A 25918-nucleotide genomic window follows, 5' to 3' on the forward strand; every position below is an offset into this window, starting at 1 on the left:
TGAACGAAGGCTTAATCCTTGATGCCGCATCAGCATCAGGGCGATGCGTTCGTCAGTGGACAAATGCGTATAGGTTTTCATGGCAACACTCTATCTCATGTGTTGCACTTGGACCTTGAGACCGCCCTGGTTCATATTCCTGTAAATACTAAAAACTGGTGAATATTTGGCGAAGGCAGTGATGGGATCCTTTCCATGACCATGTGCGAGATAGCCTCACACATGTATAAAGATTTCGATCGAGAAGACTCATGGGAAAACCCAGGCCGTGCACGAATTGTTCAACTTGTTGCGAAGCATGGCCAAATGGTCGTGGGCAACGAAGACTGACTGCAGAAGTTTTGTAGGTTTATAACAAGTCAATGCATAAGACGCTATGGAGCCTGTGTTTGAAGTGTTATATTATTAAAATCATGCCAATATTTGGCTGTAGCGTGAGATTACTATGAAATTAAAAGACTATTCACTCATCGCCGAGATTATAAGTGCAATTGCGATTGTTACTTCTCTAATTTTCGTCGGCGTCCAAATTAATAATAGTGTGTCAGCTGTAAAATCCGCAGCTGCAAGTGATGCAACTACGACCATGCAATTGTGGTATCTCGAAATGGGAAGTAACAGGCAGGCTAGCGATGTTTGGTTTAACGCAATGACAAGTTTGGAACCACTACCTGCACACGACGAATTTCAGTTCCTGATGTCTATGCACACAGCCATATTGGGTATGCAAAATAGTTATCTTCTTTCGAAGGAAGGGACTTTAGATCCGGAATTTCGTGAAGCTGTAACTACAGCAATAGTGGCGGTAAAAGATCTTCCCGGTATGAAGCGCTATTGGAAACAAAGAAGAGGTTTCTTCCATGCAGAATTCGCAAAATACGTCGATGACCTATTGGATCGAGATGCTATCGAAACACTGGATATTTATAAGAAGTCAGATGCAATATCGGATCACTAATTTAAAACAAACTATTACGCTTCAGTGCACTAGTGAATGTCCGCTTCTGATCGAATCATGTCATTTAGCTACGACTTTCTGCAGAGCTAGCACATCATCAATGCTCTCTAAAACATGCATACGTTTGTGACAGTTGGGGCACAAAGCTACTGTGTTTTCGACTGTGTCTGCCCCTCCCCAGGCAAGCCAAACAATATGATGCGTTTCTAGGTAGGGGCGATCTGATTTATCGGCAAAGGGGGCCGGCAGTTTGCAAAGCTCGCAAAGACCTTTTGCACGTCGTTTGGCATGCTCTACCACGTAGGGGGAGCGCTGGTGCTGCTGGACCGTAGCAGACCTCAACCCCACCTTAATACGCCCTGTGCGTCTAGCCCTAGCTGCCACATCCTCATCACTGAGAGAACTAGCCTCTTTGGTCTTCTGCTCAGCAAGGCCTTGTAAGGTCGTCAAACCTGCGTGTCACGCATACGCTCCATCGCTTCATACCCGATGTAAACGATCACCAGAAACATGAAGATGACGTTTAACAGCGCGCCCAGGACTTCAGCACGCTTAAGACCAAAGGAGTGACGGCGTGAGGCGGGTTTGGTGGCGAGCCAGGCGGAAAACGCGCCGACAGCCAGCGAAAGCGAGTCGGTGAACATGTGCCCCGCATCGGACAGCAGTGCCAGCGAATTGGCCATGATGCCGCCGAATACCTCCACCACCGCAAAGCCGGTAGTAAACAGCAGCGCAAACAATAGTGTTTTACAGCTGCCATGGGAGTGGGAGTGGCTGTGGCTGTGATTCGACACGCGCAGATTTCCTTTATGGCTCTGATGGACAGTGTCGCACAGTAAAAACCCTCTAGTAGGTAGAGGGTCAAGAACAACCGCAGATCCAGTTCCAACTGATGGTAATCCGGCTCCATATGCCGGCATAGCGGGTAGAAGGCCTTGTTGTGGTCCTTCTCACGCAGGTACCTGAGCTCATGCACGACGACCATGCGCAGCAGGAGTTCAGGCAGGGTCTTGAAGAGCGCGGACACCTTGATTGCGTTCTTGCGCTTGAGCTTGCTTCCTGACATCAGCACTGCATCCACTCATGTACTTGAGTGCTGTCAGCCGACCGGATTACTCACACTCTCAATCTGGCGCTTGACCGACATGGGGTCGTCAATCCCCTTGAAGATCACATCGCTGATACCGCGGCCCGTAATCTTAACGGTACCATAACCAAACATGCGCCCGCCGATGCCCTGGTCGATCTCCACCGTTTCGATCGACTGCAGCTTCATCTCTTCGGTTCTGCGGCTGATGATGCCACGCTTGAGAATCACGCGTTTGTTGGTGACGCCCTGCTCCAGGTGCTTGAGCTTGAGGTACTCATACAGGGCCAGAATCAGCGTAATACCGATGGTGGGGATCGCCAGCACAAGCCAGATGAACATAGGCATGCGGGCAAACCAGTGCAGCGGGAAAAGCGCTTCGATTTTCTCACCGGATGACAGGGATTCTTCGATGTAGGTCATGCAGGGCTCCGTGGGCTCATTCGGAAAAGTTCAGGCAGGAGAGTTTACATCAAATCCCTTTCCCATCTGTCTTGCCACTTCCATTCCGAGCTTGTCACCCACGTTCTGGCGGTCGCTCTACATGACAGCGGGGAGAAGGATAGAGCGCTACGACTGCTTAAAAGACATTTGAAGGCTGATCCCGCAAATCGCCAGGTACGCTTGGCATTGGTCAGCTACCTAGGAGCTCATCAGGCACCTGCGCAAGTGGCAGCACTGATGGAAGAGCTGAGAGCACAGAACCCGACGATCCTGCATTGAGTGACCGATGACCAGATCTTTCGATGTGGTACGCACACAAAAAAGGCCGATCATCTGATCGGCCTTTCTGCTGAATATCGGCGATTACCACCTCAAGCCGTGGCAGTAATCGGCTTATCTGAATACCAGGCATCCACTAACGGGCTGACTTCTACTTTGCTCAGCTCACTACGGGTTTTCAGCCAGCTCTCAACCGCTACACGCTGCTTTTCACTCACTGAGCCACGTTCGGCCAGACAGACCAAGCCGAAATCGTCACCGCCAACATAGGCAAGGCCATTGGCTTCCAGAGCCTGCAGGATGAACTGATCGAGGAAGCTATCAATCTCTTCAACACTGAGGTCATCCTTCAAATCCAGATTCAGCTCGAATCCCAGTTCCTGAAACTCATCCACACAGAGTTTTTTGCGCAAACGACGCGAACGGTTGGTAGCCATGAAAATTCCTCTTTGGATGATTTTAACAGGGAGAATGGTCGGTCAAATGACAAAATGCGACTAAGTCAATTTGTAGGGGAACGCACGACGACTCTCAGAAATGAAAAAGCCCAATGCGTAAACATTGGGCTGAATCACTGAATATTGGTCGGGACGGAGTGATTCGAACACTCGACCCCTTGCACCCCATGCAAGTGCGCTACCAGGCTGCGCTACGCCCCGACTGTGCATCGACTTTGTCTGTCGAAGCGGGTCGCATAATACATTAACTATCTGATACGAGAAAGTTTTTTTTCATTATGCGAGTGAATCAATGGGTGCGCAGAACCTGTAGCACTTCTTCCAGTTCAGTGATGGTCTGGCGGATCAATTGCTTGTAATGGGTAACATCTTCCTTGGCTTCGTCACCTGACAGACGCTGACGGGCGCCGCCGATGGTGAAGCCCTGGTCGTAGAGCAGTGCACGGATCTGACGGATCATCAGCACGTCCTGGCGCTGGTAATACCGGCGATTGCCACGACGCTTGACTGGCGACAACTGGGGGAATTCCTGCTCCCAATAACGCAATACGTGTGGCTTGACCGCACACAGCTCGCTCACTTCGCCAATGGTGAAGTAACGCTTGCCTGGAATAACTGGTAATTCGTCGTTATGGCTGGGTTCCAGCATATGCTTCTACTCGTGCCTTGAGTTTCTGTCCGGGGCGAAAGGTGACCACACGCCGGGCGGTAATAGGGATTTCTTCGCCGGTCTTGGGGTTACGACCGGGCCGCTGGCGCTTATCGCGCAGGTCAAAGTTGCCGAATCCGGACAGTTTGACCTGCTCGTTGCTTTCCAGGGCGTTCCGAATCTCTTCGAAAAACAGTTCTACCAGTTCCTTGGCTTCACGCTTGTTGAAGCCAAGCTCCTCGTAGAGATGTTCTGCCATTTCTGCTTTTGTCAGAGCCCCCATGGGTTACTTCCTTAGTGTGGCATTAAACCTTAGCTCCAAAGACGATAACACCTTGTCCATGACAGCGTTCACCTCATCATCGGTAAGAGTGCGTGACGAATGCTGTAACGTCAAGCCGATTGCAAGACTTTTTCTATGCGGATCAACACCTTTACCCTCATAGACGTCAAACAACCTTAGGTTCTTGAGTGCGGCGCCGGCATTGTCACGAATATCGCTCAAGAGATCGGCAGCAACGATTGGCTTGTCGACGACCAGGGCGATATCACGGCGCACCTCGGGGAAGCGAGAGAGTTCGCTGAAGCGCGGTAGCCGGCCATTGGTAATCTTGGCTAATGCCAGTTCGAACACAAATACCGCCCCTTGCAGGTCCAGCTCGCCGGCCAGCTTTGGATGCAGCGCACCCAGCCAACCGACTGTCTCGCCATCGCGGGTGATACGGGCAGTCTGGCCCGGATGCAATGCGGGATGCTCGGCCGGTTCAAAGCGGTATTGATCGCCAGCCCCGCCCTGCCCCAACAATGCTTCGACATCACCCTTGACGTCATGGAAGTCGAGCTTGTCGTTGCTGTTGGCCCAGCCTTCCGGTAGGCGACTGCCACTTACAATACCTGACAGCATCGGCTCCTGAAGCAGCTGGCCATCAGCCTGCGGCACAAAGCGCTGACCGCTTTCAAACAAACGCACCCGGCCCTGCTGGCGGTTCTGGTTGTACTGCACGGCTTTACTCAGCCCAGGCCAAAGTGACGTGCGCATAACGGCCATGTCACTTGAAATCGGGTTAGCGAGGGCCAGAGGCTCAATCTGTGGATCAAATAATTTATTCAGACCAGGCTCGACAAAGCTGTAAGTAATCGCTTCGTAGTAACCCCGCGCAACCAGCAAGCGCCGCAATACCGGAAGCTCTCCGAGTGTTTCAGGCTTGGCCGCGAGATTGAGCGCCACCGTGGGCGCGCTGACAGGAAGACGGTTGTAACCATACAAGCGGGCCAGTTCTTCAATCAGATCGACTTCAATACTGATATCGAAGCGATGACTGGGTACATTCACATGCCATTGTCCAGCGCTGTCTGCATTGACCTCCAGCCCTAGACCCGTGAGGTAGCCCGTAACGTCGGATGCGCTCATCTGCATACCCAGCATCTGGCTGATACGACTGTCACGCAGGATGATCTGCTTGAGAGTCGGTAATTGATCCTGCGCGACAGCTTCAACGATTGGCCCCGGCTCGCCACCCACGATCTCTACAATCAACGCCGTAGCGCGCTCGGCTGCCTCACGCTGAAGCTGCCAATCTACGCCGCGTTCATAGCGGTGCGAAGAGTCGGTGTGCAAACCATAACCTCGGGCTTTACCCGCGATCGCGATGGTGTCGAAGAAGGCGCTTTCCAGAAACAGGTCGGTCGTTTTCTCGCTGACGCTACTATGCTCGCCACCCATGATGCCAGCCATGGCCAGAGGACGTTCGTGATCAGCAATGACCAGGGTATCGCCGCGCAAGGTGATTTCCTGGCCGTCGAGCAGAACGATTTTTTCGCCCTCCTCGGCCATGCGTACGCGAATGCCGCCGCGTATCTCGGCAAGATCGAACGCGTGCAGCGGCTGCCCCAGCTCGAGCATGACGTAGTTGGTAATATCGACTACCGCGTCGATGCTGCGGATATCGCTGCGACGCAACCGCTCCACCATCCAAAGGGGCGTCGGGCGGGACAGGTCGACATTACGAATGACACGGCCCAGGTAGCGCGAACACGCCTGGGTAGCGAGCAGTTCGATCGGTCGCTGGTCGTCATTGACTGCAGGTACAGCAGGAACAGCTGGGCGGCAGACCTGTTCAGCATAGTTGGCTGCCACTTCGCGGGCGAGACCCGCAATTGACAAGCAATCGCCACGATTGGGCGTCAGGTCGACCTCAATAATAGCGTCATCCAGACCCAGATATTCACGTAGGCTCTGGCCGACGGGTGCGTCTGCGGGCAGTTCGTACAATCCGTCATGGTCATCGGAAAGTTTGAGCTCGGCGGCTGAGCACAACATGCCCTGGGAATCGACACCACGCAGCTTGGCTTGCTTGATCTTGAAATCTTCACCGAGTACCGCGCCAACGGTAGCAAAAGGCACCTTGATACCGGCACGCGCATTGGGCGCGCCGCAAACGACCTGGTGCAGCTCACCACCGCTGCTGACCTGACATACCCGCAACTTGTCCGCATCGGGGTGCTGTTCGGCGCTGATGATCTCACCAACCACAACACCACTGAAGGCGCCCGCAGCTGGCGTCACGCTATCGACTTCAAGCCCGGTCATGGACAAGCGAACAACCAGCTCGTCGCGAGAGACCGGCGGATTAACCCAAGTGCGCAGCCACTGTTCACTGAATTTCATTGTTGATACCTGCTTTCAAAGGGGTTGGCGGGTGCGTCGCTTAGCGAAACTGCTCGAGGAAACGCAGATCGTTATCAAAGAAGATGCGCAGATCGCCCACTCCGTAACGCAGCATTGTCAGGCGCTCTACGCCCATGCCAAATGCAAACCCTTGATATTTTTCCGGGTCGATGCCGGACATGCGTAGCACATCCGGATGCACCATGCCGCAGCCCAGCACTTCAAGCCAGTCGGCCTTTTCTTCACCGTTTTTGATTACGGTGCGGCGGATATCCACCTCGGCCGACGGTTCGGTGAACGGGAAGAACGAGGGACGGAAGCGCACTTCCAGATCCGCCTCGAAAAATTCTCGCAAAAACTGCTCGATGGTGCCTTTCAGATCAGCAAAGCTTATGCCCTCGTCTATCAGCAGGCCTTCGACCTGATGGAACATCGGCGAGTGGGTCTGATCGGAGTCGCAGCGATAGACACGGCCCGGACAGATGATCCGGATCGGTGGCTGCGTGGTTTCCATGGTACGTACCTGAACCGGAGAGGTATGGGTACGCAGCAAGGTATTGGCATTGAAATAGAAGGTGTCATGCATTGCCCGGGCCGGGTGGTGGCCAGGGATGTTGAGTGCTTCGAAGTTGTGGTAATCGTCCTCGACCTCGGGACCTTCCTCGACGGTGTAACCGACGTGGGCAAAAATCTGTTCGATGCGTTCCAGCGTGCGGGTGACTGGATGTAATCCACCGCTGACCTGGCCGCGGCCCGGCAGGGTAACGTCGACCCGCTCGGCAGCGATTTTTTGATCAAGTGCAGCTGCTTCCATGGTGCTCTTGCGGGTATTAAGCTCGCTCGAGACCTGTTCTTTAGCTTCGTTGACCATGGCACCCACTTTGGGGCGCTCTTCATTCGGGATATTGCCCAGGGTCTTCATTACCTGGGTCAATTCGCCCTTCTTGCCAAGGTATTGCACGCGGATCTGTTCCAGCGTACTGACATCATCGGCCTGCTCGATAGCCTTCAGGGCTTGGCCGACCAGGGCGTCAAGATTTTCCATTTACAAACTCCAGAAACAAAAATAGGGGAAGAGCGATGAGGCTCTTCCCCTATTAATGACGTTGCCAACCGGAGCTGAGCTCCAGTGATTGTCGTAACGAGGGCTTAAGCCAGACTAGCCTTTGCTTTCTCGACAATCGAGGTAAACGCCGCTTTTTCATTCACAGCCAGATCGGCCAGAATCTTGCGGTCGATTTCGATGGACGCCTTTTTCAAACCAGCGATCAAACGGCTATAGGACATGCCGTTCATGCGAGCACCAGCATTGATACGAGCGATCCACAGAGCACGGAACTGACGCTTACGCTGCTTGCGGTCACGATAGGCATACTGACCTGCCTTGATGACTGCCTGCTTGGCAACACGGAATACACGCGAACGCGCACCATAGTAGCCTTTGGCGAGTTTCAGGATCTTCTTGTGACGCTTACGCGCCATTACACCACGCTTAACACGAGCCATTATTTATTTCCTCAACCTAGACTTAACGGAGACGCAACATGCGCTCGACTTTTTGCACATCAGCAGGGTGCAACTCGGAAGTACCCCGAAGTTGACGCTTACGCTTAGTGCTCATCTTGGTCAGGATGTGGCTCTTGAAAGCATGCTTGTGCTTAAGACCGTTACCGGTCGCCTTGAAGCGCTTTGCAGCACCTCTTTTGGTCTTCATCTTTACTTTAGCCATGTTCAATTACTCCGCAAATTGCGTTAATAGATAACCGCAAGGCCTGGCGATGCCCTGGAGGTTACTTTTTCTTCTTGGGTGCGATGACCATCATCAGCTGACGACCTTCCATTTTCGGGTGCTGTTCGACGGTGCCGTATTCCAACAGGTCTTGTTCGACCCGCTTCAACAACTCCATCCCCAGCTCCTGGTGGGCCATTTCGCGGCCGCGGAATCGTAATGAAACCTTGGCTTTATCCCCATCACTCAAGAAGCGTATAAGGTTGCGTAACTTCACCTTATAGTCCCCGTCTTCCGTCCCTGGTCGAAACTTTATTTCTTTAATCTGAATCTGTTTCTGATTCTTGCGCGCGACGGCCTGCTGTTTCTTCTTCTCGAAGATATGCTTGCCGTAGTCCATGACTCGGCAAACCGGCGGCTCTGCATCAGGGGAGATTTCAACCAGGTCCATCTTGGCCTCCTCTGCGGCGGCCATGGCTTCCTGAATGGACACGATACCGATTTGTTCACCTTCGGCACCGATCAGGCGGACTTCGCTCGCCGTGATGTTTTCATTGATCGGCGGGCGTTGTGCGGCTCTTTTGTCTTGTCTCATCTCGCGTTTAATCTTTATAGCTCCGAATTCTGGCGGCCTCGTTGTGCAACGTCACGGGCGAGGTATTCGGAGAACTCGGTAACAGTCATGGAACCCAGATCTTTACCCTCCCGTGTGCGCACGGCCACAGTGTGCGATTCGACTTCCCTGTCTCCAATTACGAGGAGGTAGGGTGTCTTGTGCAAAGTATGCTCGCGAATCTTAAAGCCAATTTTCTCGTTTCTCAAGTCCGCATATGCCCGATAGCCCATTTCATTGAGGCTTTTCTCCACTTCTGAGCAAAAAACAGCCTGATTATCGGTGATATTGAGAATAGCGGCCTGAGTTGGCGCCAGCCAAGCAGGAAAATCGCCAGCATAATGTTCGATTAATATGCCAATGAACCGTTCAAACGAACCGAGAATGGCACGGTGCAGCATGACAGGTGTCTTGCGCGAACCGTCTTCGGCTACATATTGGGCGCCCAAACGGCCTGGTAGCATGAAATCCAACTGTAGGGTACCACACTGCCATACTCGACCAATACAGTCGCGCAGGGAGAACTCGATCTTCGGCCCGTAGAAGGCGCCCTCGCCTGGCTGCAGATCCCACTCCAGACCGGCTTTGTTCAAGGCTGACTCCAGGCCCTTCTCGGCCTGATCCCAGAGCGCGTCGTCGCCGACACGGCTTTCAGGACGGGTAGACAGCTTGAGCTCTACATCATCGAAGCCAAAGTCCTTGTATACCTGCAACGTCAGCGCGATAAAGTCGGAGGCTTCCGCCTCAACTTGCTCGTCGGTACAGAAAATGTGCGCATCGTCCTGGGTAAAGCCACGCACGCGCATCAGCCCGTGCAGCGAACCTGATGGCTCGTTGCGGTGGCAGGAACCGAACTCAGCCAGGCGTAACGGGAGCTCGCGGTAGCTTTTCAAGCCCTGGTTGAACACCTGCACATGACACGGGCAATTCATCGGCTTGATAGCGTAGTCGCGGCTTTCTGATTCGGTGGTGAACATGGCGTGAGAGTAATGCTCCCAGTGCCCGGAACGCTCCCACAGCACGCGATCTACGACCTGCGGCGTCTTGATCTCTTTGTAGCCACTGGTGCGCTGAATCTGGCGCATATACTGCTCAAGCACCTGATAGATAGTCCAGCCATCCGGGTGCCAGAACACCATGCCCGGCGCTTCTTCCTGGGTATGGAACAGGCCCAGACGCTTGCCGATTTTGCGGTGATCTCGCTTCTCGGCTTCTTCCATGCGCAAAATATACGCAGCCAGCTGCTTCTTGTCGGCCCATGCGGTGCCGTAGATGCGCTGCAACTGCTCATTCTTCGCATCGCCCCGCCAGTAGGCGCCAGAGATCCGAGTCAGCTGGAAAGCCTTGAGAAACCGCGTGTTGGGCACGTGCGGACCGCGGCACATGTCGACGTATTCTTCGTGATAATACAAACCCATGGTCTGTTCGTCTGGCATATCTTCAACCAGACGTAGCTTGTAATCCTCCTCACGCGCACTGAACACGTCAACGACGTCCGCGCGAGGGGTAACCTTCTTGATCACATCGTAATCGGTGGCAATCAGCTCGCGCATACGCGCTTCAATCGCGACCATATCTTCCGGTGTGAAGGAGCGTTCATAGGCTATATCGTAATAAAAGCCATCGTCGATGACTGGACCAATAACCATTTTGGCACTGGGATAGAGCTGCTTGACGGCGTGGCCGATCAAATGAGCACAGGAGTGGCGGATGATCTCCAGCCCCTCTTCGTCCTTCGGCGTGATGATCTGCAGGGTCGCGTCGGTATCGATGATATCGCAGGCGTCTACCTGCTTGCCGTTGACCTTGCCAGCTAACGTAGCTTTGGCCAGGCCAGCACCGATGGATAGCGCAACATCGAGCACGCTGACTGGATTATCGAATGATTTTTGACTGCCGTCGGGGAGAGTAATTGTGGGCATGTGCCGCTCTTTCTCAGTGGTGACCCCTACGTAAGGCCACATGATGAATAAGTCCTTCCGAAATACCTGATGCTGCAGATTAAACCAGCCATCAAACGCCGGCGGCCCTGATGGGCTACTGCACAGGCGTCCCGATGGACGCTGTAATAAAAAACCCGGCCACAGGGGCCGGGTCTTGTATTTGGTAGGCACAATTGGATTCGAACCAACGACCCCCACCATGTCAAGGTGGTGCTCTAACCAACTGAGCTATGTGCCTGCAATGGCCGCGAACTCTACGCAGCAATTTAAATCTTGTCAAGCGGTAAGTGACTGAATATCTGCAAGTAACCTAAAACCATTCACGCCATTCTCACGAATTCAAAAGCCCATTTTGAACTTGCTGGTTAGTGCGCGCAGTCATCACCCTGCCGCCTTATACTTTCAACAACATCGCTCTGAGCTGCTGAATTTCGTCGCGTACGCCAGCAGCAGCTTCGAATTCCAGATCTCTGGAATGGTGGTACATCTTTTCTTCCATTTGACGGATTCGCTTGCTGATTTCTGAGGGTGAGCGCAGTTGGTTAGCGCTGTATTCTGCAGCTTCCTCGGCGGCTTTGAGGCGTTTGCGCTTATTGTTTCGGCTGTTACTGCCAGGCACCACAGCGCCTTCAAGAATATCCTGCACGCTTTTGGTAATACCGACAGGTGTGATGTTGTGCTCCAGATTAAAGGCGACCTGCCTCTCTCGGCGGCGCTCGGTTTCCCCGATTGCTCGCTCCATCGAACCCGTCATGCGATCGGCATAGAGAATGGCCTTACCGTTGAGATTACGCGCTGCACGGCCGATAGTCTGAATGAGGGAGCGCTCAGAGCGCAGGAAACCCTCCTTGTCCGCATCCAGAATAGCAACAAGGGAAACCTCAGGCATATCAAGACCTTCTCGCAGCAAGTTAATGCCAACAAGAACATCAAACACACCGATACGCAGGTCCCTGATGATCTCCACTCGCTCAACTGTATCTATATCGGAGTGCAGGTAACGCACGCGAATGCCATGGTCTGACAGGTAATCACTCAGATCTTCGGCCATGCGCTTGGTCAGTGTGGTCACAAGCACCCGCTCTTCCTTGGCGGTACGCAGAGCAATTTCGGACATCAGATCATCGACCTGACTGGTAGCGGGTCTGACCTCGATCTCGGGGTCGACCAGACCTGTCGGACGCACCACCTGCTCTACTGTTCTACCGGCGTGTTCGGCTTCGTATGGGCCGGGCGTGGCTGAAACAAAGATGGCCTGGGGAGAAATAGCCTCCCACTCGTCAAAACGCATTGGCCGGTTATCCAACGCCGAAGGTAGGCGGAATCCATACTCAACCAAGGTTTCCTTGCGCGAACGGTCACCCTTATACATGGCACCCACCTGGGGCACCGAAACATGGGATTCGTCGATAATCAGCAAGGCGTCCTTGGGCAAGTAATCGAATAGGGTCGGCGGAGCTTCGCCATGATTTCGCCCGGACAAATAGCGGGAATAGTTCTCGATTCCATTGCAGTAGCCCAGCTCCATGATCATTTCCATATCAAAGCGAGTACGCTGCTCCAGTCGCTGGGCTTCAACCAGTTTGTTCTGGCTTTTCAACACTTCCAGACGCTCCGCCAGCTCGATCTTGATATGCTCTACCGCCTCGAGCAACTTCTCTCTTGGTGTCACATAATGTGATTTAGGATATATAGTTACGCGCGGAACCTTGCGTAAAACCTCACCTGTTAGTGGATCGAAATAGCTGATCGTCTCGACAATGTCGTCAAAGAGTTCAATACGAATCGCTTCAAGGTCCGACTCGGCTGGGAAGATGTCGATGACATCACCACGAACGCGGTAGTTTGCCCGTGCCAACTCCATGTCATTGCGGGTGTACTGCAACTCGGCCAGACGCCGCAGGAGCGCACGTTGCTCCAGGTGGTCACCGCGATCCACATGGAGAACCATACGCAAATAGGAGGCAGGATCCCCCAGTCCGTAAATAGCCGACACGGTCGCAACAATTATGGCGTCGGGGCGCTCCAGTAGGGCCTTAGTTGCTGACAACCGCATCTGTTCGATGTGGTCGTTTACTGATGCATCTTTTTCAATGAAGGTGTCAGAGGACGGCACATAGGCTTCTGGCTGGTAATAGTCGTAATAGGAAACGAAATACTCCACCGAGTTGTTCGGAAAGAAATCGCGAAACTCGCCGTATAACTGAGCCGCCAAGGTCTTGTTCGGCGCCATGATGATGGCAGGGCGCTGCACCTGCTGAATGACATTGGCGATGGTGAAGGTCTTTCCTGAACCAGTCACCCCGAGCAGGGTTTGATGCGAGAGTCCCGCTTCCAGCCCTTCTACCAGTTGCGCAATGGCGGTCGGCTGGTCACCGGCGGGCTGAAAACGGGTCTGGAGCTTGAACTGGGTCATCTATTCTGGGTTCCGACTATAAAAAAACGACATCTATCATAGCACCGCAGTGCCCAGCCTTCAGTGGTCGCTGGTCGGGCAAAGCGTTTCACCATGCTGCGCTCGTTGCTGCGCTCGTTGCTGCACTCGCACCTTGGCACGTGTCTGTTTATAATGATTACTTGAACTCCCCACTCACCTGCCTCGGGTTTGTCTATACCATGACTTTGTTTTCACCTGTTGAAATGGCTCCACGCGATCCGATCCTCGGCCTGAACGAAGCTTTCAATGCCGATAACCGGGCTAACAAGGTCAACCTGGGTGTCGGGGTCTATTACGACGAAAACGGCAAGGTACCGTTGTTGCGCGCCGTACGTTCAGCCGAAGAAGCTCGCGTCGCCGAGCGAAGCCCGCGTCCCTACCTGCCGATGGAAGGCCTTGCCTCTTACGATGAAGCTGTTCAGACATTACTATTCGGCCCAGAGTCTAGTTTGCTGGACTCCGGACGCTTGGTCACAGCCCAGTCCATCGGCGGTACCGGCGCCCTGAAACTGGGCGCAGACTTTCTGTATCGCTTGCTCAACAAGCGACTGATTGCCATCAGCGATCCAAGCTGGGAAAACCACCGCTCATTGTTTGAAGCTGCCGGTTTCGAGGTAGTGACCTATCCCTACTACGATCCCAAAACACATGGCGTCAATCTGGAAGGCATGCTGCAAGGCATTGAAAGCTTACCCGATGGCAGTGTCGTACTTTTACACGCCTGCTGCCACAACCCGACCGGTGCTGATCTCAGTCTTGCTGACTGGACGCGAGTAATCGACGTCATTCAGCGCTGCAATCATGTGCCTTTTATCGATATCGCTTACCAGGGCTTTGGTGACAATTTGCAGGATGATGCTGTCGCTTTGCGTTTGTTTGCTGAATCTGGGCTGCCGTTACTCATCTCCAGTTCGTTTTCCAAATCATTCTCGCTTTATGGCGAGCGAGTTGGAGCCTTGACCCTGGTGACCGAAAGTCACGATGAAATGCTCAGCACAATGTCCCAGCTCAAGCGTGTTATCCGCACCAACTACTCAAACCCACCTACCCACGGCGCCAAAGTAGTATCTGCGGTACTGAACACTGTTGAATTATATGCGATGTGGGAGGAAGAGCTGGCTGAAATGCGTGATCGCATTCGAATCATGCGGCACAGCCTGGTCGAAAAACTGGCTGCGGCCGGTGTAACCCGTGACATGACGTTTATTGAGCGCCAGCGCGGCATGTTTTCCTACTCCGGCCTGACTCAGGCTCAAGTTTCGAGACTGGCTGAGGAGTTTGCGATTTATGCCGTAGGCAGTGGTCGCATCTGCGTGGCTGCGTTAAACACCGGCAATATTGATCATGTAGCAAACTCCATGGCCGCGGTATTGATGAGCGACAACTGAGTCAGGCGCTGATGACTTTGCAAATATCGCGTTCAAGATACTGATTTTGATAAATTTTTTTTAAATAGCTCGGCATCTGAACGCGCTTTCTCAGCCGATAGAGCGCATATTTGTGATTTTTGGGTTCCGAGCGAGACCCTTGATGCCGGCACCATTAAAAAAGACTTACCCGAAATGGTAGGTCTTTTTTTTGCCGATAGTCCTTTGGTTTAGGATTTTGACACCCCACAACACCACGAAATAAATACTCGCTAAAAGACAGTCGTAAGCAAGCGTGGCGAATGCCAATATAGCGACTTAATTCTTATTGACCTCGACAAGTTCATTATAAACACCCACTTTTAGCGCGTCTTATCGAAGGCAGTTGACTTCTGGCTGGCTGAATACCTGAGCGCCTGGTAGGTCGGTACGGCACTGACTGAATGCTGGACTGGGTTCAGGCTGATGACCTCAGCTGACCAAAGACCGAGCCCCAAACAAGAGTATTAAACGGATTGCCAAAGCCGTGTAGCGCCCCGGAACAATTGTCGTTAGGCCCTCTTGGGTGAACTGAAGTGTTTCTGACTTTTGTGTCCTCAGCTATTTTAATTTCAGAATAACATACAATTTACAGGGGTTTAGAAAATGAAAAGAGTACGATTTGAACCTGATGACTTGCGCAATACGATGGCTAATATCAGCGATGAAGAAGTGAATGAGCTTGTCTACGGGGCTGTAGAGCTGGACTCGCAAGGTACGATCCTAAGGTACAACCAGGCCGAATCTGAATTAACCGGACGGAAGGCTGAAGAAGTAGTTGGTCGAAATTTTTTTGATGATGTTGCTCCTTGCACGCGCAGTGAGGAATTTTCTGGACGTTTTTTTGAGGGCGTGAAGACTGGCGAATTGAATGCGGCGTTTACCTATGTGTTTGATCATCAAATGGCGCCAACGAAGGTGAGAATCATTATGATCAAGTCTGTTGCCAGCGACACTTATTGGCTCTTGATAAAGCGAATACTCTTAAAAGATTGATAAAGCGGATTGGATGAGCTGTTGGTGCCAAAACTGTCCATCGCCTTGGATATACTGATGGAAAGCAGCATCCCGGGGGTGTGGTTACCCCCCTTAAAAGAGCAAACGCATTGAAAGTTCTTCGTCGTCTGCCACTTTCGCAGCCACCCCTTGCCATTCTCGTGGAGGCGGGAAACCATTATGGTCTGCGCTTTAGACCATCAACTCAAAGCTTCAGCCCGCGACTGATAATTTCTTTCATGATTTCCGAGGTGCCAGCAAAAATACGCTGGATTCTTGCGTTGGCATACATGCGGCAAATGGGGTATTCCCACATATAACCCGCCCCGCCGTGCAGCTGCACGCCTTCATCCACTGCGCGACCCAGCAATTCGGTGGTAAACAGCTTGGCTTCTGCGGCGATTTCAGCAGTGAGCTCCTTCTCGTTATGATCCATCACGCAGCGATCAACAAAGCATTGAGCGACATCGATCTGGGTACGTAACTCGGCGAGTTTGAAGCGGGTATTCTGAAATTCCGCAATGGGTTTGCCGAAAGCTTTACGCTCGGTCACGTACTCCAACGTGGCGCGGAAGGCGGCTTCAGCGCCAGCAACGGCCCCACAGGCGTTTGTCAGGCGCTCTTGAGCAAGCATCTGCATCAGGTAGATAAAACCTGCCTTGCCGTCGCCCAGCAGATTGGCTTTGGGCACCTTGACGTCGTTGAAGAACAGCTCTGCCGTATCCTGACTATGCATACCCATTTTCTTCAGTTTACGACCACGCTCAAACCCCGGCATACCGCGTTCGACCAGAAAAAGACCCATCGCATGCTTGTTGGCTGGATCGGTCTTGGCAGCGACAATCACCAGATCGCTGAGCAAGCCATTGGAGATATAGGTCTTGGAGCCATTGAGGACGTAGTGGTCGCCCCGCTCCACCGCTGTGGTGCGCATGCCCGCCAGATCGGATCCGGCGCCGGGCTCGGTCATGGCGACGGCCAGAATGCATTCGCCCCGGATGATGGCTGGCAGGAAACGCTGCTTCTGTTCGTCATTGCCGTATTCGGTAATATAAGGCCCACATAGAGCCGAGTGCAGTGACAACATGAAGCCAGGCTCGTTGATGTAGGCCAGCTCCTCACTCATGATCTGCTCGTAACGAAAATCGGTGAGCCCCGAGCCGCCGTACTTTTCATCGGCCCAGGGCAGCAGGAAGCCCATTGCTCCGGCTTTTTCCCACACTGCTCGATCCACTATGCCAGCTTCTTCCCAGTCCTCCTGATGCGGGACGACTTCTTTCTGCAGGAAGGTACGAAATGATTCGCGGAACATGCGATGTTCGGTTTCGAAGTGTATGCGCTGCATGGCGAGACTCCTGATTGTTGTTCTATCAGACTAGCCCCCGACCGATTTGCGCTCAATGACACCAGCGCTCACCGCAATTGACCATTTTGCCCGCACGGGACCCATTGCGGGTTACTCGGTGCTGTGGCTAACTCGACCGCTGCTTCCTGGAGATTGTCGCCACACATGAGTAACCGCTCAGTTGCCATTCATTTCGTACGTGCTGCATTGCGTGGCGCGGAGCGTCATGGGTACGACAGTAACGCGTTGCTCTGTGCGGCTGGCATCAATGCCGAGCTGCTTAGCCAGCCTCGCATGCGCGTGGATGCCGCGCAATACACCAACCTGATCAAGCAACTCTGGGAAACCCTGGAAGATGAGCTGATGGGTTTCGGATCTGTGCGCAGCCGGCCCGGCACCTTCGCCATGATGTGCCACACGGCGATTCACTGTTCAACGCTGGAGCGCGCATTGCAGCGTGGCATGCTGTTCTACGGACTGTTCGCCGATACGCCCGGTATCAGCATGAGCGAGGAAGGTGACCTTGTCTGGCTGGAAATTGATACCAGCATGATTGATGACCCTGACCATTTCCTGACTGAATCCCTAGTAGTCATCTGGCATCGGTTGGCGAGCTGGCTCATTGGCAGGCGTATTCCTCTCGAATGCGCAGTATTCGCCTATACAGCGCCGGCTCATCATCAGGAATACCAGTTGATTTTTGGTTGCAGACTTCAGTTCGACCAGACCAAAACAGCAGTGGCAATTCCGCAACAGTATCTTCAGATGCCCCTGATTCAGGACGCTCGCACACTCAAACGCTTCCTCGAACAGTCGCCATCGGATCTGCTCTCACGACGGGATTTCGGCAATAGCCTATCAGGCCGGATCAGGCAATTGATCGGGCCCAATGTGGGTGTCGAGATACCTGATATGGAGTCAGTAGCCAAACAACTGAACATGAGCCCGCCGACCTTGCGCCGTCATTTACGCGAGGAAGGCACCTCTTATCAGGAGCTGAAAGATCATCTACGGCGAGACATCGCTATATACCACCTCTCCCGGCACAACATGCCGATTCAGGATCTGGCTGCGCTGTTGGGCTTTTCCGAGCCTTCGGCGTTTCATCGCGCATTCAAGAAATGGACAGGACTTACCCCGGGTGAATATCGGTGACTTTATGGTGGCCGGCATCTCCAACGACACCTTGACCAGAGCTGCTCGCAATCAGCACTGGCGCAGCAGATAATAACCGCTCCCAAGAGAAGATCAGAGTCAAGGCATGAAAGCTCCACGCGTTACTCTCGAACAATGGCGAACGCTGCAGGCTGTAGTCGACCACGGCGGTTTTGCACAGGCTGCAGATGTGTTGCACCGTTCCCAGTCATCGGTGAGTTACACCATCGCCCGCATGCAGGAACAACTGGGCGTGCCTCTACTGGAAATCATCGGCCGCAAGGCAATATTGACTAAGGCCGGGGAGGTATTGCTGCGCCGCTCCCGCAATCTGCTCGACCAGGCCGGTCAGCTTGAACGATTGGCTTTCAACATGGATCAGGGCTGGGAACCGGAAGTTCGTCTCGTGGTAGATGCGGCTTATCCAACATATAGACTGGCAAGCGCATTAAAGGCCTTTATGCCCCTGAGCCAAGGCAGCCGAGTTCAGTTGCGCGAGGAGGTCCTCTCCGGGGTTGAGGACTGCTTGTTGAGCGGTTCAGCCGATCTAGCCATTTCAGGTATGAGCATTGCTGGGTATCTACCCCACCAGATCAATGCAGTCGACTTCGTAGCGGTCGCACATCCAGACCATCCCTTGCACCAGATGAGCCGCGAGGTGAACCATGAAGACCTGCAAACCCAATTACAGGTCGTTATCCGAGATTCAGGCCACCATCCCATCGACTCCGGCTGGTTGGGCGCCGAACAGCGCTGGACAGTTGCCAGCCTGGGCACTGCTACAACTCTGGTGGCGAATGGTTTGGGCTTTGCCTGGCTGCCCGAGCACGAGATCATTACCGAGTTGGATCAAGGAAGATTGGCACCCCTATTACTGCAACAAGGTGCCCGACGGTCACACTATCTCTACCTTTACGCCAACAAGGAAAAACCCTTGGGTCCCGCTACCCAGATACTTGCCGATCTTCTAATAAAGCATTCGATGGCTGACTGATATTGAAGGATCAGTTGGCGTTACATTCAATAGAGGCCCGAACCTGAATGATATCCCGCTGAAAGGCTTGGGTGAGTACGGTTTTTTCTCCTGCAGCCAGCCTCACTCTAAGGGGGGCAGGCTTTTCAGGACCGTTGACGAAAGTCGCCACACAACCAATCTCGCGGGACTCCTGATTAGTCAATGTGACCGTGGCGACATTACCTACATTGCCGGTACTGGTGCTGATCAGATCCAAGCCCTGGGCCTCCAGCTCGACATACACAGGGAAGCTGAGCTGCGCCAGCAGTGGCATCGACGTTGCCAATAAACCAACGATAAGTAACTGTTTCATAGTAGATCTCCTAACGGAATACCCGGGAACCGGTTATCTTTTGGACTCCACCTGAACTTAAAGTTCGACTTGACGCTTGCACAACACCACAATTAATACGGACGATGACAAAGCAACGCTGGCAGGGCATTCTCACTACCTTCACAATAATCCGATTTATCATCAAGGAAAGGACTCATGGCCTATCTGCAACTGAACGGCTGCAACCTGCACTATACCGACCAGGGTGAAGGCGAGCCCGTTCTGCTGATTCATGGACTGGGATCGAGTGAGCGTGACTGGGAGTACCAACTACCAGCGCTTCTGCCCGGCTACCGGGTACTCTGTCTGGATATGCGAGGTCACGGTAAAAGCGAAAAGCCGAAGGGTGGATACAGCGTCAAGACGTTTGCCGAAGATTGCCTGGCATTCATCGCCTTCATGCAGCTAGGCAAGCCGCACATTGTCGGTATATCCATGGGCGGCATGATTGCTTTTCAGCTAGCAACCGACCGACCTGACGTGCCCGCCAGCCTGACCATTGTCAACAGTGGCCCGGAACTGATACCTCGCCACCCCCGGGAATACTTGCTGGTCGCCCAGCGCCTGTTCTTTGCTCACGTCTTGCCATTGAGCGCAATCGCCAAGGGTTTAGCCAAAACCTTGTTCCCCAAGTCCGAACAACAGGATATACGCGAGACGTTTGAGAGCCGCTGGTTGGAGAATGATCGGCGCGCTTATCTGGCGTCTCTGCGAGCACTGGTCGGCTGGGGCGTTACCGATAAACTGGATCGCATCATCTGCCCGGTATTGGTAATCAGTGCAGACAAGGACTATACGCCAGTCGAAAAAAAGCGCGAATACGTCAGTCGGCTAGGTGATGCCCGATTGGAAGTTATCGAAGACTCACGCCATGGCACACCCATTGACCAGGCTGATAAATTCAATGCCCTGTTGCTGGACTTTCTGGCACAGTCGGGTTCTGCTGCACTTGCCGGAAATGCCGGCTGAATCATCCACACTCTTTTTTCACGGAGACTGAATATGCTCAAACGTTTTATCGTTACTTGCGCGATGCTGCTCGCGGCTGCACCCGCTCTGGCAGAGAACACCCAGGTCCTGGTTAAAACCAGCCTTGGTGACATTACCCTGGAGCTCAACGCACAAGCAGCGCCCATCAGTGTGGAAAACTTCCTTCGCTACGCTGATGCCGGGCATTACGACGGATTGATCTTTCACCGTGTGATTCCTGGTTTCATGATCCAGGGCGGCGGTTTCACTCCGGACATGGACCAGCGTGCCGTCGGTAAGCCGATCAAGAACGAAGCTGATAATGGCTTGCGCAACGACCGTTACACCGTGGCAATGGCTCGCACGCAGGTAGTTGACAGCGCTACTAGCCAGTTCTTCATCAACCTGGGTAATAACGAGTTTCTCAATAATGGCGGCCGGGACTTTGGCTATGCGGTATTTGCTGAGGTTATCGAAGGCCAGCATGTAGTCGAAACCATTGCAAAGATTCCAACAGGCAATACTGGCGGACATCAGAACGTACCGACCAATCCGGTTGTCATCCAAAGCGTTGAGCGGGTGCAAGCAGCGCAAGAGTAACGCCGCGAAGCGCCGGGATCACCTCGGCGCTCATTCATTGCTATACGTTCTTGGGGAGCGTCAAGCTTCTGGAAACATCGAGCTCCTGCCCGATGAACGGCTTCATGTTAACTCACTCAGTCTGGCGATACGGCAAATTATCTTTTGCTTCCAGTTGATAAGCCCTCACCCCTTCCTGCTCGCGGACCAGAAAATCGGCTACGGCATCATGTAACGGCTCTTGGAGCTTATGCCAGGACTGTGTTATCACCGGTTCAAAACCACGGATCAGCTTGTGCTCGCCCTGAGCCCCAGCGTCGAATCGCTCAAGTCCCTCGGCAATGCATCGCTCCATACCCTGATAGAAACAGGTCTCGAAATGCAGCCGATCGTACTCCTCCAGGCATCCCCAATAACGTCCGTAGAGCGACGTCCCATCAGCAAGAAAAAATGCACCCGCCACATCGTGGCCGTCGTGCCGCGCGAACACCAACCTGATTGCTTCCGGCATTACTTCGCCCAACATATGGAAAAAGGCGGGCGTAAGGTAGGGATGCTGGCCACGCTTGAGGTAGGTAGCAGCGTAAAACGGATAAAAGGCGTCCCATACAGTTGCATTCAACTCCTCACCAGCCAGCCAGTGAAAGCTGATGCCCTGATCCGCAACAGACAGTCGTTCCTTGCGGAAGTTCTTGCGTTTACGTGAGTTGCAGGCCGCCAGGAAGTCGTCAAAGTGCTGATAGCTCCGATTGAACCAGTGAAACTGACATCCCAATCGCTTTACCCAGCCAGCCGTTTGTAAACTGGCATCTTCCAATCCTGTATTGAACAGCAGATGCATCCCGGATATGCCTGTGCGTTCCAGCTCTTGATCAAGATACTCAAGAATCAGTTTTCGACCCTGCTCGCAACGGGCAAGCAGACGTGGACCCTGAACAGGGGAGAAAGGGACTGCAGCAAGGTATTTGGGATAATAGTGGCGACCGCTGCGCTCCCAGGCTTCGGCCCACTGAAAATCAAAGACATATTCACCATAGGAATGCATCTTGCGGTACAAAGGTAACGCAGCCTGAAGATGATCGTCAGCATCCAGCACGACCAGATGAGCGGGCTCCCAGCCGCGCTCCACGCAGACTGACCCACTGTGTTCGAGCGCGTCGAGAAAGCCGTGCCGCATAAAAGGATAGTCGGACCCCAGCAGTGCATCCCATTGCTCGGCGTTTACATCGCGGATACGTGATAGTTGGCATATTTTCATCGCAACAGCATGCCACAGAGCGCTATCAAACCGCAGCGTGGCGCTTATCCGATGCGTAACAAAAAAGCCCGGCTAGAAGCCGGGCTGGAACACTGCTTTACTCAAGAGCTTACTGCTGCGCCCACTCCAGAAACGCTTCACGGCTCTCGGGACCGAGAAGCATCCACAGTTGCTGCAAGGTAGTCAGGGTAGCGTCGCTGTGTGGCAGTGTTTTTGCTGCACTGGCATGCGCGGGAGCTGTCATTACAACGGGCGCGGATACAGGAGCTGGCGCAGTGGCGCCCAGGGGTTTGACTTCATTATCGTAGGTGGGTGCGCTGCCGCCACCCATCAACTGACCAACCAATGATACATACGCCGGGCCTGGCTCAGTGGCATAGCGCTCACCTGTCAGCTTGTTCAACGACCAACCGGCGAAGTCTTCTTGCATGGCTTCTGCCTCTATCAGGTTCTTTGGCGCGTCGAACTCCAGCCGCCATACTTCACCGGCTTTGCCATCGATAGTGTAAGTGGCACTGCGTGTGCGCACTATTTCGCTGCTTAGTCCGCCATTAATGTCGTAGACGTTTTCGTAATAGGCATTGATTCGATACTTGCCCGGTTGCAGTTCAAGTTTGCGATCCTGATTACCGGTCATACGGTTGGCTTCCGGTACTGGCTGCCCATTGATATTCAGCACTTCTAGAGTGTATGGAATCTCTACCAGGACGACCTGCCCCGATGGCTGCTCGGCACCCGAATACAGTTTGACTGGCCCTTGCTGTGCACAAGCGGCCAGCAGGCAGGAAACAACGAATACAAACAGAATTCGCATTACAACTCCTTGATTAACTTATAGATTGCATAAATTGCGCGGCTTTCTGCCGTTCAACGACGAAGCACGTGGAAACGATAATAAGATGGAAATATGTCAGCAAGATGACAAAAAAGGTTGTGCCTTGCGGCACAACCTTTTTATTTTACAACGCTGGACTCCTGATCAGAAATCGTAGCGCAAACCTACTGACAAGCCTGAAGCCTCTTCACCAGCGGCGCCGCTAGGAGCTGCTGAGCGACCTTGGGCCCAAGGAGTAAGAGCGATATTGTCATCGTTATCGACAATTGCGTAGTTAGCATAGACGCGGACGGCCTTGTCCAGCTTGTGCTCTACCCCAACAACCAGCATGTCGCTATCGCGGTTGTCAACATCAACGTCGCGAGTCAGCCACATGCCTTTGAGAGCAGTGTTTGAAGCCACTTTCAATTCAGCGCCAAGACCATAAACATCCGCAGTGAGTGCATCGTTCTGCGCTTGGGTCAGGTTGTCGCTGTCATGCGTGACAGACTGGTAAAAACCTACCAACTTAAGAGGATCGATCACTTTATAAGAGGCAGCAATACGTACACCATCCCGTGCGCCAACTGGTACGGAGGCCGATGTGCGCGTCTCTTCATCGGCCTTCTCAAAGGCGATGGCTGCTTCAAACGGGCCGCCGAGGTAAGTCAATGACACGCTGACGGAATCACTTTCATGTTCATCACTAGCGTCACTGCCAGCATGTACTGAGTAACCCAAATTACCGGTGAAGCCGCTGAAGATCGGGGTGGTGTACTGAATGGTGTTGTCATAGCGCTCGTCAAAGCGGCTATTGCTGACACGGGTCAAGTTGCGCATATCGCCGACCTGGTCACCGAACAGGTTAGCCGGACCGCGGGCAACTTTGAACGGGCTGTCGAAACGGCCGATTTGTACTGCACCGAAGTTGCCTCCCAAACCAACAAAAGTGTCACGAGTGTTAAGATTGCTATCGTTGTCGGTACCAAAGAGAACTTCCTGCTCAATCTGAAAGAACGCTTTTAAGTTCGAGTTGATTTCATGATCGCCCTTAAAGCCCAGGCGGGAAGAATTGCTGGACAGATTGGTCTCGGAATAATCAGCACCATCGTCCAGTTGATCGACGGACACATGGGCCCGGCCATAGACGGTCACTTCAGCCATGGCCATGACCGGCATGGCAGCAGCGGCCCCAACAACAATCGCAAGCAGCTTCTTCTTCATCATCAGTACTCTCCTAGTATTTTTAACGCCAGCTCAAAGTGACGTGCCGTCGTTGTTTCGACTGAGGAGATTATGGAAACCCCAGATGACAAAACGGTTACAAGCAGATGAAGGTTTGAGTACGCGGGAACTTTTGCGAAAGTGAGCTGTACTGCAGATGACGGCGAAAAGGTCTTAACAAAAAAAACCCCGCCAGGACTGACGGGGTTGAAGGAGCAGTACTCAGATCTGACAGGCCACGTAGCCAACGTCTGTCCTACATCACAATCTGATCATGCACCTTTCTCATGGCAAAAACATGGCATCGCGATGACACTCTGATGACATTGCCAGGCACAGCGACGTTCAGTGTTTACGCACAATCACACTGCCGATTGAGTAGCCAGCGCCGAAGGAACAGATAACACCCAGGCTGCCGCTGGGCAGATCGTCCTGGTATTTGTGAAACGCGATGATCGATCCGGCTGAACTGGTGTTGGCGTACTCGTCGAGCACAACAGGCGCCTCGTGCGCCTCGGGATCACGGCCCAGAAGCTTGCGAGCGATCAGCATGTTCATATTCAGATTGGCCTGATGCAACCAGAAACGCTTGATGTCCCCCACTGGCAGCGAAAACTCTTCCAGATGCTCGCCAATCAGCTGTGCCACCATCGGACACACATCCTTGAAGACCTTGCGGCCCTGCTGAACAAATAGCTTGTCGGGGGCGCCCACGCCGCTATCATCCGCGCGGTTGAGAAAACCGAAGTTGTTACGGATATTATTAGAATACTTGGTCAGCAACTTGGTACCAATGATGTCGTACTGATGCTCGGATACGGCATCCTCAGCGCGCTCGATAACAACGGCGGTACAGGCATCACCGAAGATGAAATGGCTGTCGCGATCACAGAAATTCATATGTCCGGTACAGATTTCCGGATTGACCATCAATACAGCGCGGGCCTGGCCCAGTTGCACCGAATTGGCGGCGGCCTGAATACCAAAAGTCGCCGAGGAACAGGCCACGTTCATATCGTAGCCAAAACCTTCGATACCCAGCGCTTCCTGAACTTCAACCGCCACGGCGGGATAGGCGCGTTGCAGGTTGGAACAGGCGACGATCACACCGTCGATATCAGCGGCTGTCCGGCCTGCCCTTTCGAGCGCCTGAGTCCCGGCTTTGATGGCCATTTCACAAAGAATCGACCACTCCTCATTGCTGCGCTCAGGAATATCGGGCTTCATTCGATTGATGTCGACAATGCCGCTTTTGTTCATGACATAACGGCTTTTGATGCCAGACGCCTTCTCGATGAACTCGGTACTTGATGGTGTCAGCGCCACCATCTGGCCCGCGCCGATAGCCTCGGCATTGTCCTGGTTGAATTTACCAACATAGGCGTTGAAACTCTCGACCAGCTCTTCATTGCTGATGCTGTGAGCGGGTGTGTACAAACCTGTTCCACTGATCACGACTTTCTGCACGATCGGTCCTCTCTAATGTTTTGGGTAACGCATTACCGCGCGACGGGTAATACCCCGACCTGATATTCAGGCCGCTCGCTGAAAATGGATC

The 25918-nt window shown here is 53.2% G+C and carries 26 protein-coding genes, 2 tRNA genes and 1 pseudogene; 7 read left to right on the forward strand and 22 right to left on the reverse strand.

Annotated features, from left to right (window positions below; genetic code table 11):
- Positions 1-445: 445 nt before the first annotated feature.
- The gene (locus ACJAXR_RS10475) at positions 446-958 is read left to right on the forward strand and encodes a hypothetical protein (RefSeq protein ID WP_415058223.1); all 513 of its coding nucleotides are present in this window, start codon (positions 446-448) and stop codon (positions 956-958) included.
- A 60-nt stretch (positions 959-1018) separates the two neighbouring features.
- Here the strand turns inward: ACJAXR_RS10475 and ACJAXR_RS10480 are convergent, their stop codons facing one another.
- From ACJAXR_RS10480 to uvrB, 16 genes and pseudogenes are all read right to left on the reverse strand, one after another.
- On the reverse strand, positions 1019-1342 hold the full coding sequence (locus tag ACJAXR_RS10480; protein ID WP_415058447.1) for an HNH endonuclease: 324 nt from the start codon (positions 1340-1342) through the stop codon (positions 1019-1021).
- A gap of 62 nt (positions 1343-1404) precedes the next feature.
- Positions 1405-1752: a cation diffusion facilitator family transporter gene (locus ACJAXR_RS10485; protein ID WP_415058224.1), complete on the reverse strand. Its 348-nt coding sequence runs from the start codon at positions 1750-1752 to the stop codon at positions 1405-1407.
- 65 nt (positions 1753-1817) lie between these two features.
- Positions 1818-2024 (reverse strand): annotated as a pseudogene (locus tag ACJAXR_RS10490) (YgjP-like metallopeptidase domain-containing protein); the annotation flags it as partial.
- Between the two features lie 33 nt (positions 2025-2057).
- Positions 2058-2468: a PH domain-containing protein gene (locus ACJAXR_RS10495; RefSeq protein WP_415058225.1), complete on the reverse strand. Its 411-nt coding sequence runs from the start codon at positions 2466-2468 to the stop codon at positions 2058-2060.
- Positions 2469-2860: 392 nt separating this feature from the next.
- Positions 2861-3205 (reverse strand): YggL family protein, encoded by a 345-nt coding sequence (locus ACJAXR_RS10500; RefSeq protein ID WP_415058226.1) that lies wholly within the window; start codon positions 3203-3205, stop codon positions 2861-2863.
- A 145-nt stretch (positions 3206-3350) separates the two neighbouring features.
- Positions 3351-3427, reverse strand: a tRNA-Pro gene (locus tag ACJAXR_RS10505).
- A gap of 88 nt (positions 3428-3515) precedes the next feature.
- Positions 3516-3875, reverse strand: coding sequence for a MerR family transcriptional regulator (locus ACJAXR_RS10510; RefSeq protein WP_022964137.1), 360 nt, complete (start codon positions 3873-3875; stop codon positions 3516-3518).
- The gene (gene ihfA / locus ACJAXR_RS10515) at positions 3856-4158 is read right to left on the reverse strand and encodes an integration host factor subunit alpha (protein ID WP_022964138.1); all 303 of its coding nucleotides are present in this window, start codon (positions 4156-4158) and stop codon (positions 3856-3858) included. Before ihfA ends, ACJAXR_RS10510 begins: the two co-directional genes overlap by 20 nt.
- Positions 4159-4161: 3 nt before the next feature.
- Positions 4162-6543 (reverse strand): phenylalanine--tRNA ligase subunit beta, encoded by a 2382-nt coding sequence (pheT, locus tag ACJAXR_RS10520; RefSeq protein ID WP_415058227.1) that lies wholly within the window; start codon positions 6541-6543, stop codon positions 4162-4164.
- A gap of 40 nt (positions 6544-6583) precedes the next feature.
- The gene (gene pheS, locus ACJAXR_RS10525; RefSeq protein WP_415058228.1) at positions 6584-7588 is read right to left on the reverse strand and encodes a phenylalanine--tRNA ligase subunit alpha; all 1005 of its coding nucleotides are present in this window, start codon (positions 7586-7588) and stop codon (positions 6584-6586) included.
- 104 nt (positions 7589-7692) lie between these two features.
- Entirely contained in the window at positions 7693-8049 is a 357-nt protein-coding gene (gene rplT, locus ACJAXR_RS10530) for a 50S ribosomal protein L20 (RefSeq protein WP_415058229.1), read from the reverse strand.
- Positions 8050-8071: 22 nt separating this feature from the next.
- Positions 8072-8272 carry a 50S ribosomal protein L35 gene (gene rpmI, locus ACJAXR_RS10535; RefSeq protein WP_022964142.1) on the reverse strand — a complete coding sequence of 67 codons (201 nt, stop codon included), beginning with the start codon at positions 8270-8272 and terminating at the stop codon, positions 8072-8074.
- A 61-nt stretch (positions 8273-8333) separates the two neighbouring features.
- The gene (gene infC / locus ACJAXR_RS10540; RefSeq protein WP_339842964.1) at positions 8334-8885 is read right to left on the reverse strand and encodes a translation initiation factor IF-3; all 552 of its coding nucleotides are present in this window, start codon (positions 8883-8885) and stop codon (positions 8334-8336) included.
- On the reverse strand, positions 8882-10807 hold the full coding sequence (thrS, locus tag ACJAXR_RS10545; protein WP_415058230.1) for a threonine--tRNA ligase: 1926 nt from the start codon (positions 10805-10807) through the stop codon (positions 8882-8884). The genes infC and thrS overlap by 4 nt, the downstream gene beginning before the upstream one ends.
- Positions 10808-10989: 182 nt before the next feature.
- A tRNA-Val gene (locus tag ACJAXR_RS10550) sits at positions 10990-11066 on the reverse strand.
- A gap of 156 nt (positions 11067-11222) precedes the next feature.
- Positions 11223-13244, reverse strand: a complete 2022-nt coding sequence (uvrB, locus tag ACJAXR_RS10555) for an excinuclease ABC subunit UvrB (RefSeq protein ID WP_415058231.1) — start codon at positions 13242-13244, stop codon at positions 11223-11225.
- Between the two features lie 200 nt (positions 13245-13444).
- Between uvrB and ACJAXR_RS10560 the strand changes: the two genes are divergently transcribed.
- On the forward strand, positions 13445-14653 hold the full coding sequence (locus tag ACJAXR_RS10560; RefSeq protein WP_415058232.1) for an amino acid aminotransferase: 1209 nt from the start codon (positions 13445-13447) through the stop codon (positions 14651-14653).
- Between the two features lie 624 nt (positions 14654-15277).
- Positions 15278-15667, forward strand: a complete 390-nt coding sequence (gene pyp, locus ACJAXR_RS10565; RefSeq protein ID WP_415058233.1) for a photoactive yellow protein — start codon at positions 15278-15280, stop codon at positions 15665-15667.
- 205 nt (positions 15668-15872) lie between these two features.
- On the opposite strand, the gene ACJAXR_RS10570 is transcribed toward pyp, so the two are convergent.
- Complete coding sequence (locus ACJAXR_RS10570; protein WP_415058234.1) at positions 15873-17012, reverse strand: acyl-CoA dehydrogenase family protein; 1140 nt, start codon at positions 17010-17012, stop codon at positions 15873-15875.
- A gap of 165 nt (positions 17013-17177) precedes the next feature.
- Between ACJAXR_RS10570 and ACJAXR_RS10575 the strand changes: the two genes are divergently transcribed.
- A complete protein-coding gene (locus ACJAXR_RS10575; RefSeq protein ID WP_415058235.1) occupies positions 17178-18167 on the forward strand; it encodes an AraC family transcriptional regulator in 990 nt (329 codons plus the stop codon).
- A gap of 106 nt (positions 18168-18273) precedes the next feature.
- A complete protein-coding gene (locus ACJAXR_RS10580; protein ID WP_415058236.1) occupies positions 18274-19161 on the forward strand; it encodes a LysR family transcriptional regulator in 888 nt (295 codons plus the stop codon).
- A gap of 10 nt (positions 19162-19171) precedes the next feature.
- On the opposite strand, the gene ACJAXR_RS10585 is transcribed toward ACJAXR_RS10580, so the two are convergent.
- Positions 19172-19495, reverse strand: a complete 324-nt coding sequence (locus tag ACJAXR_RS10585; RefSeq protein ID WP_415058237.1) for a hypothetical protein — start codon at positions 19493-19495, stop codon at positions 19172-19174.
- A 177-nt stretch (positions 19496-19672) separates the two neighbouring features.
- Between ACJAXR_RS10585 and ACJAXR_RS10590 the strand changes: the two genes are divergently transcribed.
- The gene (locus ACJAXR_RS10590; protein WP_415058238.1) at positions 19673-20485 is read left to right on the forward strand and encodes an alpha/beta fold hydrolase; all 813 of its coding nucleotides are present in this window, start codon (positions 19673-19675) and stop codon (positions 20483-20485) included.
- Between the two features lie 33 nt (positions 20486-20518).
- On the forward strand, positions 20519-21085 hold the full coding sequence (locus ACJAXR_RS10595; protein ID WP_415058239.1) for a peptidylprolyl isomerase: 567 nt from the start codon (positions 20519-20521) through the stop codon (positions 21083-21085).
- A 112-nt stretch (positions 21086-21197) separates the two neighbouring features.
- Here the strand turns inward: ACJAXR_RS10595 and ACJAXR_RS10600 are convergent, their stop codons facing one another.
- From ACJAXR_RS10600 to ACJAXR_RS10615, 4 genes are all read right to left on the reverse strand, one after another.
- Positions 21198-22322, reverse strand: coding sequence for a GNAT family N-acetyltransferase (locus tag ACJAXR_RS10600; RefSeq protein ID WP_415058240.1), 1125 nt, complete (start codon positions 22320-22322; stop codon positions 21198-21200).
- A gap of 109 nt (positions 22323-22431) precedes the next feature.
- Positions 22432-23136: a DUF2057 family protein gene (locus tag ACJAXR_RS10605; protein ID WP_415058241.1), complete on the reverse strand. Its 705-nt coding sequence runs from the start codon at positions 23134-23136 to the stop codon at positions 22432-22434.
- A 165-nt stretch (positions 23137-23301) separates the two neighbouring features.
- Positions 23302-24363 carry a porin gene (locus ACJAXR_RS10610; RefSeq protein WP_415058242.1) on the reverse strand — a complete coding sequence of 354 codons (1062 nt, stop codon included), beginning with the start codon at positions 24361-24363 and terminating at the stop codon, positions 23302-23304.
- A 342-nt stretch (positions 24364-24705) separates the two neighbouring features.
- Entirely contained in the window at positions 24706-25827 is a 1122-nt protein-coding gene (locus tag ACJAXR_RS10615) for a beta-ketoacyl-ACP synthase III (RefSeq protein WP_415058243.1), read from the reverse strand.
- Positions 25828-25918: the final 91 nt, after the last annotated feature.

This window comes from Halopseudomonas sp. (assembly GCF_047631575.1).
In the GTDB taxonomy this organism is placed as follows: Bacteria; Pseudomonadota; Gammaproteobacteria; order Pseudomonadales; family Pseudomonadaceae; genus Halopseudomonas.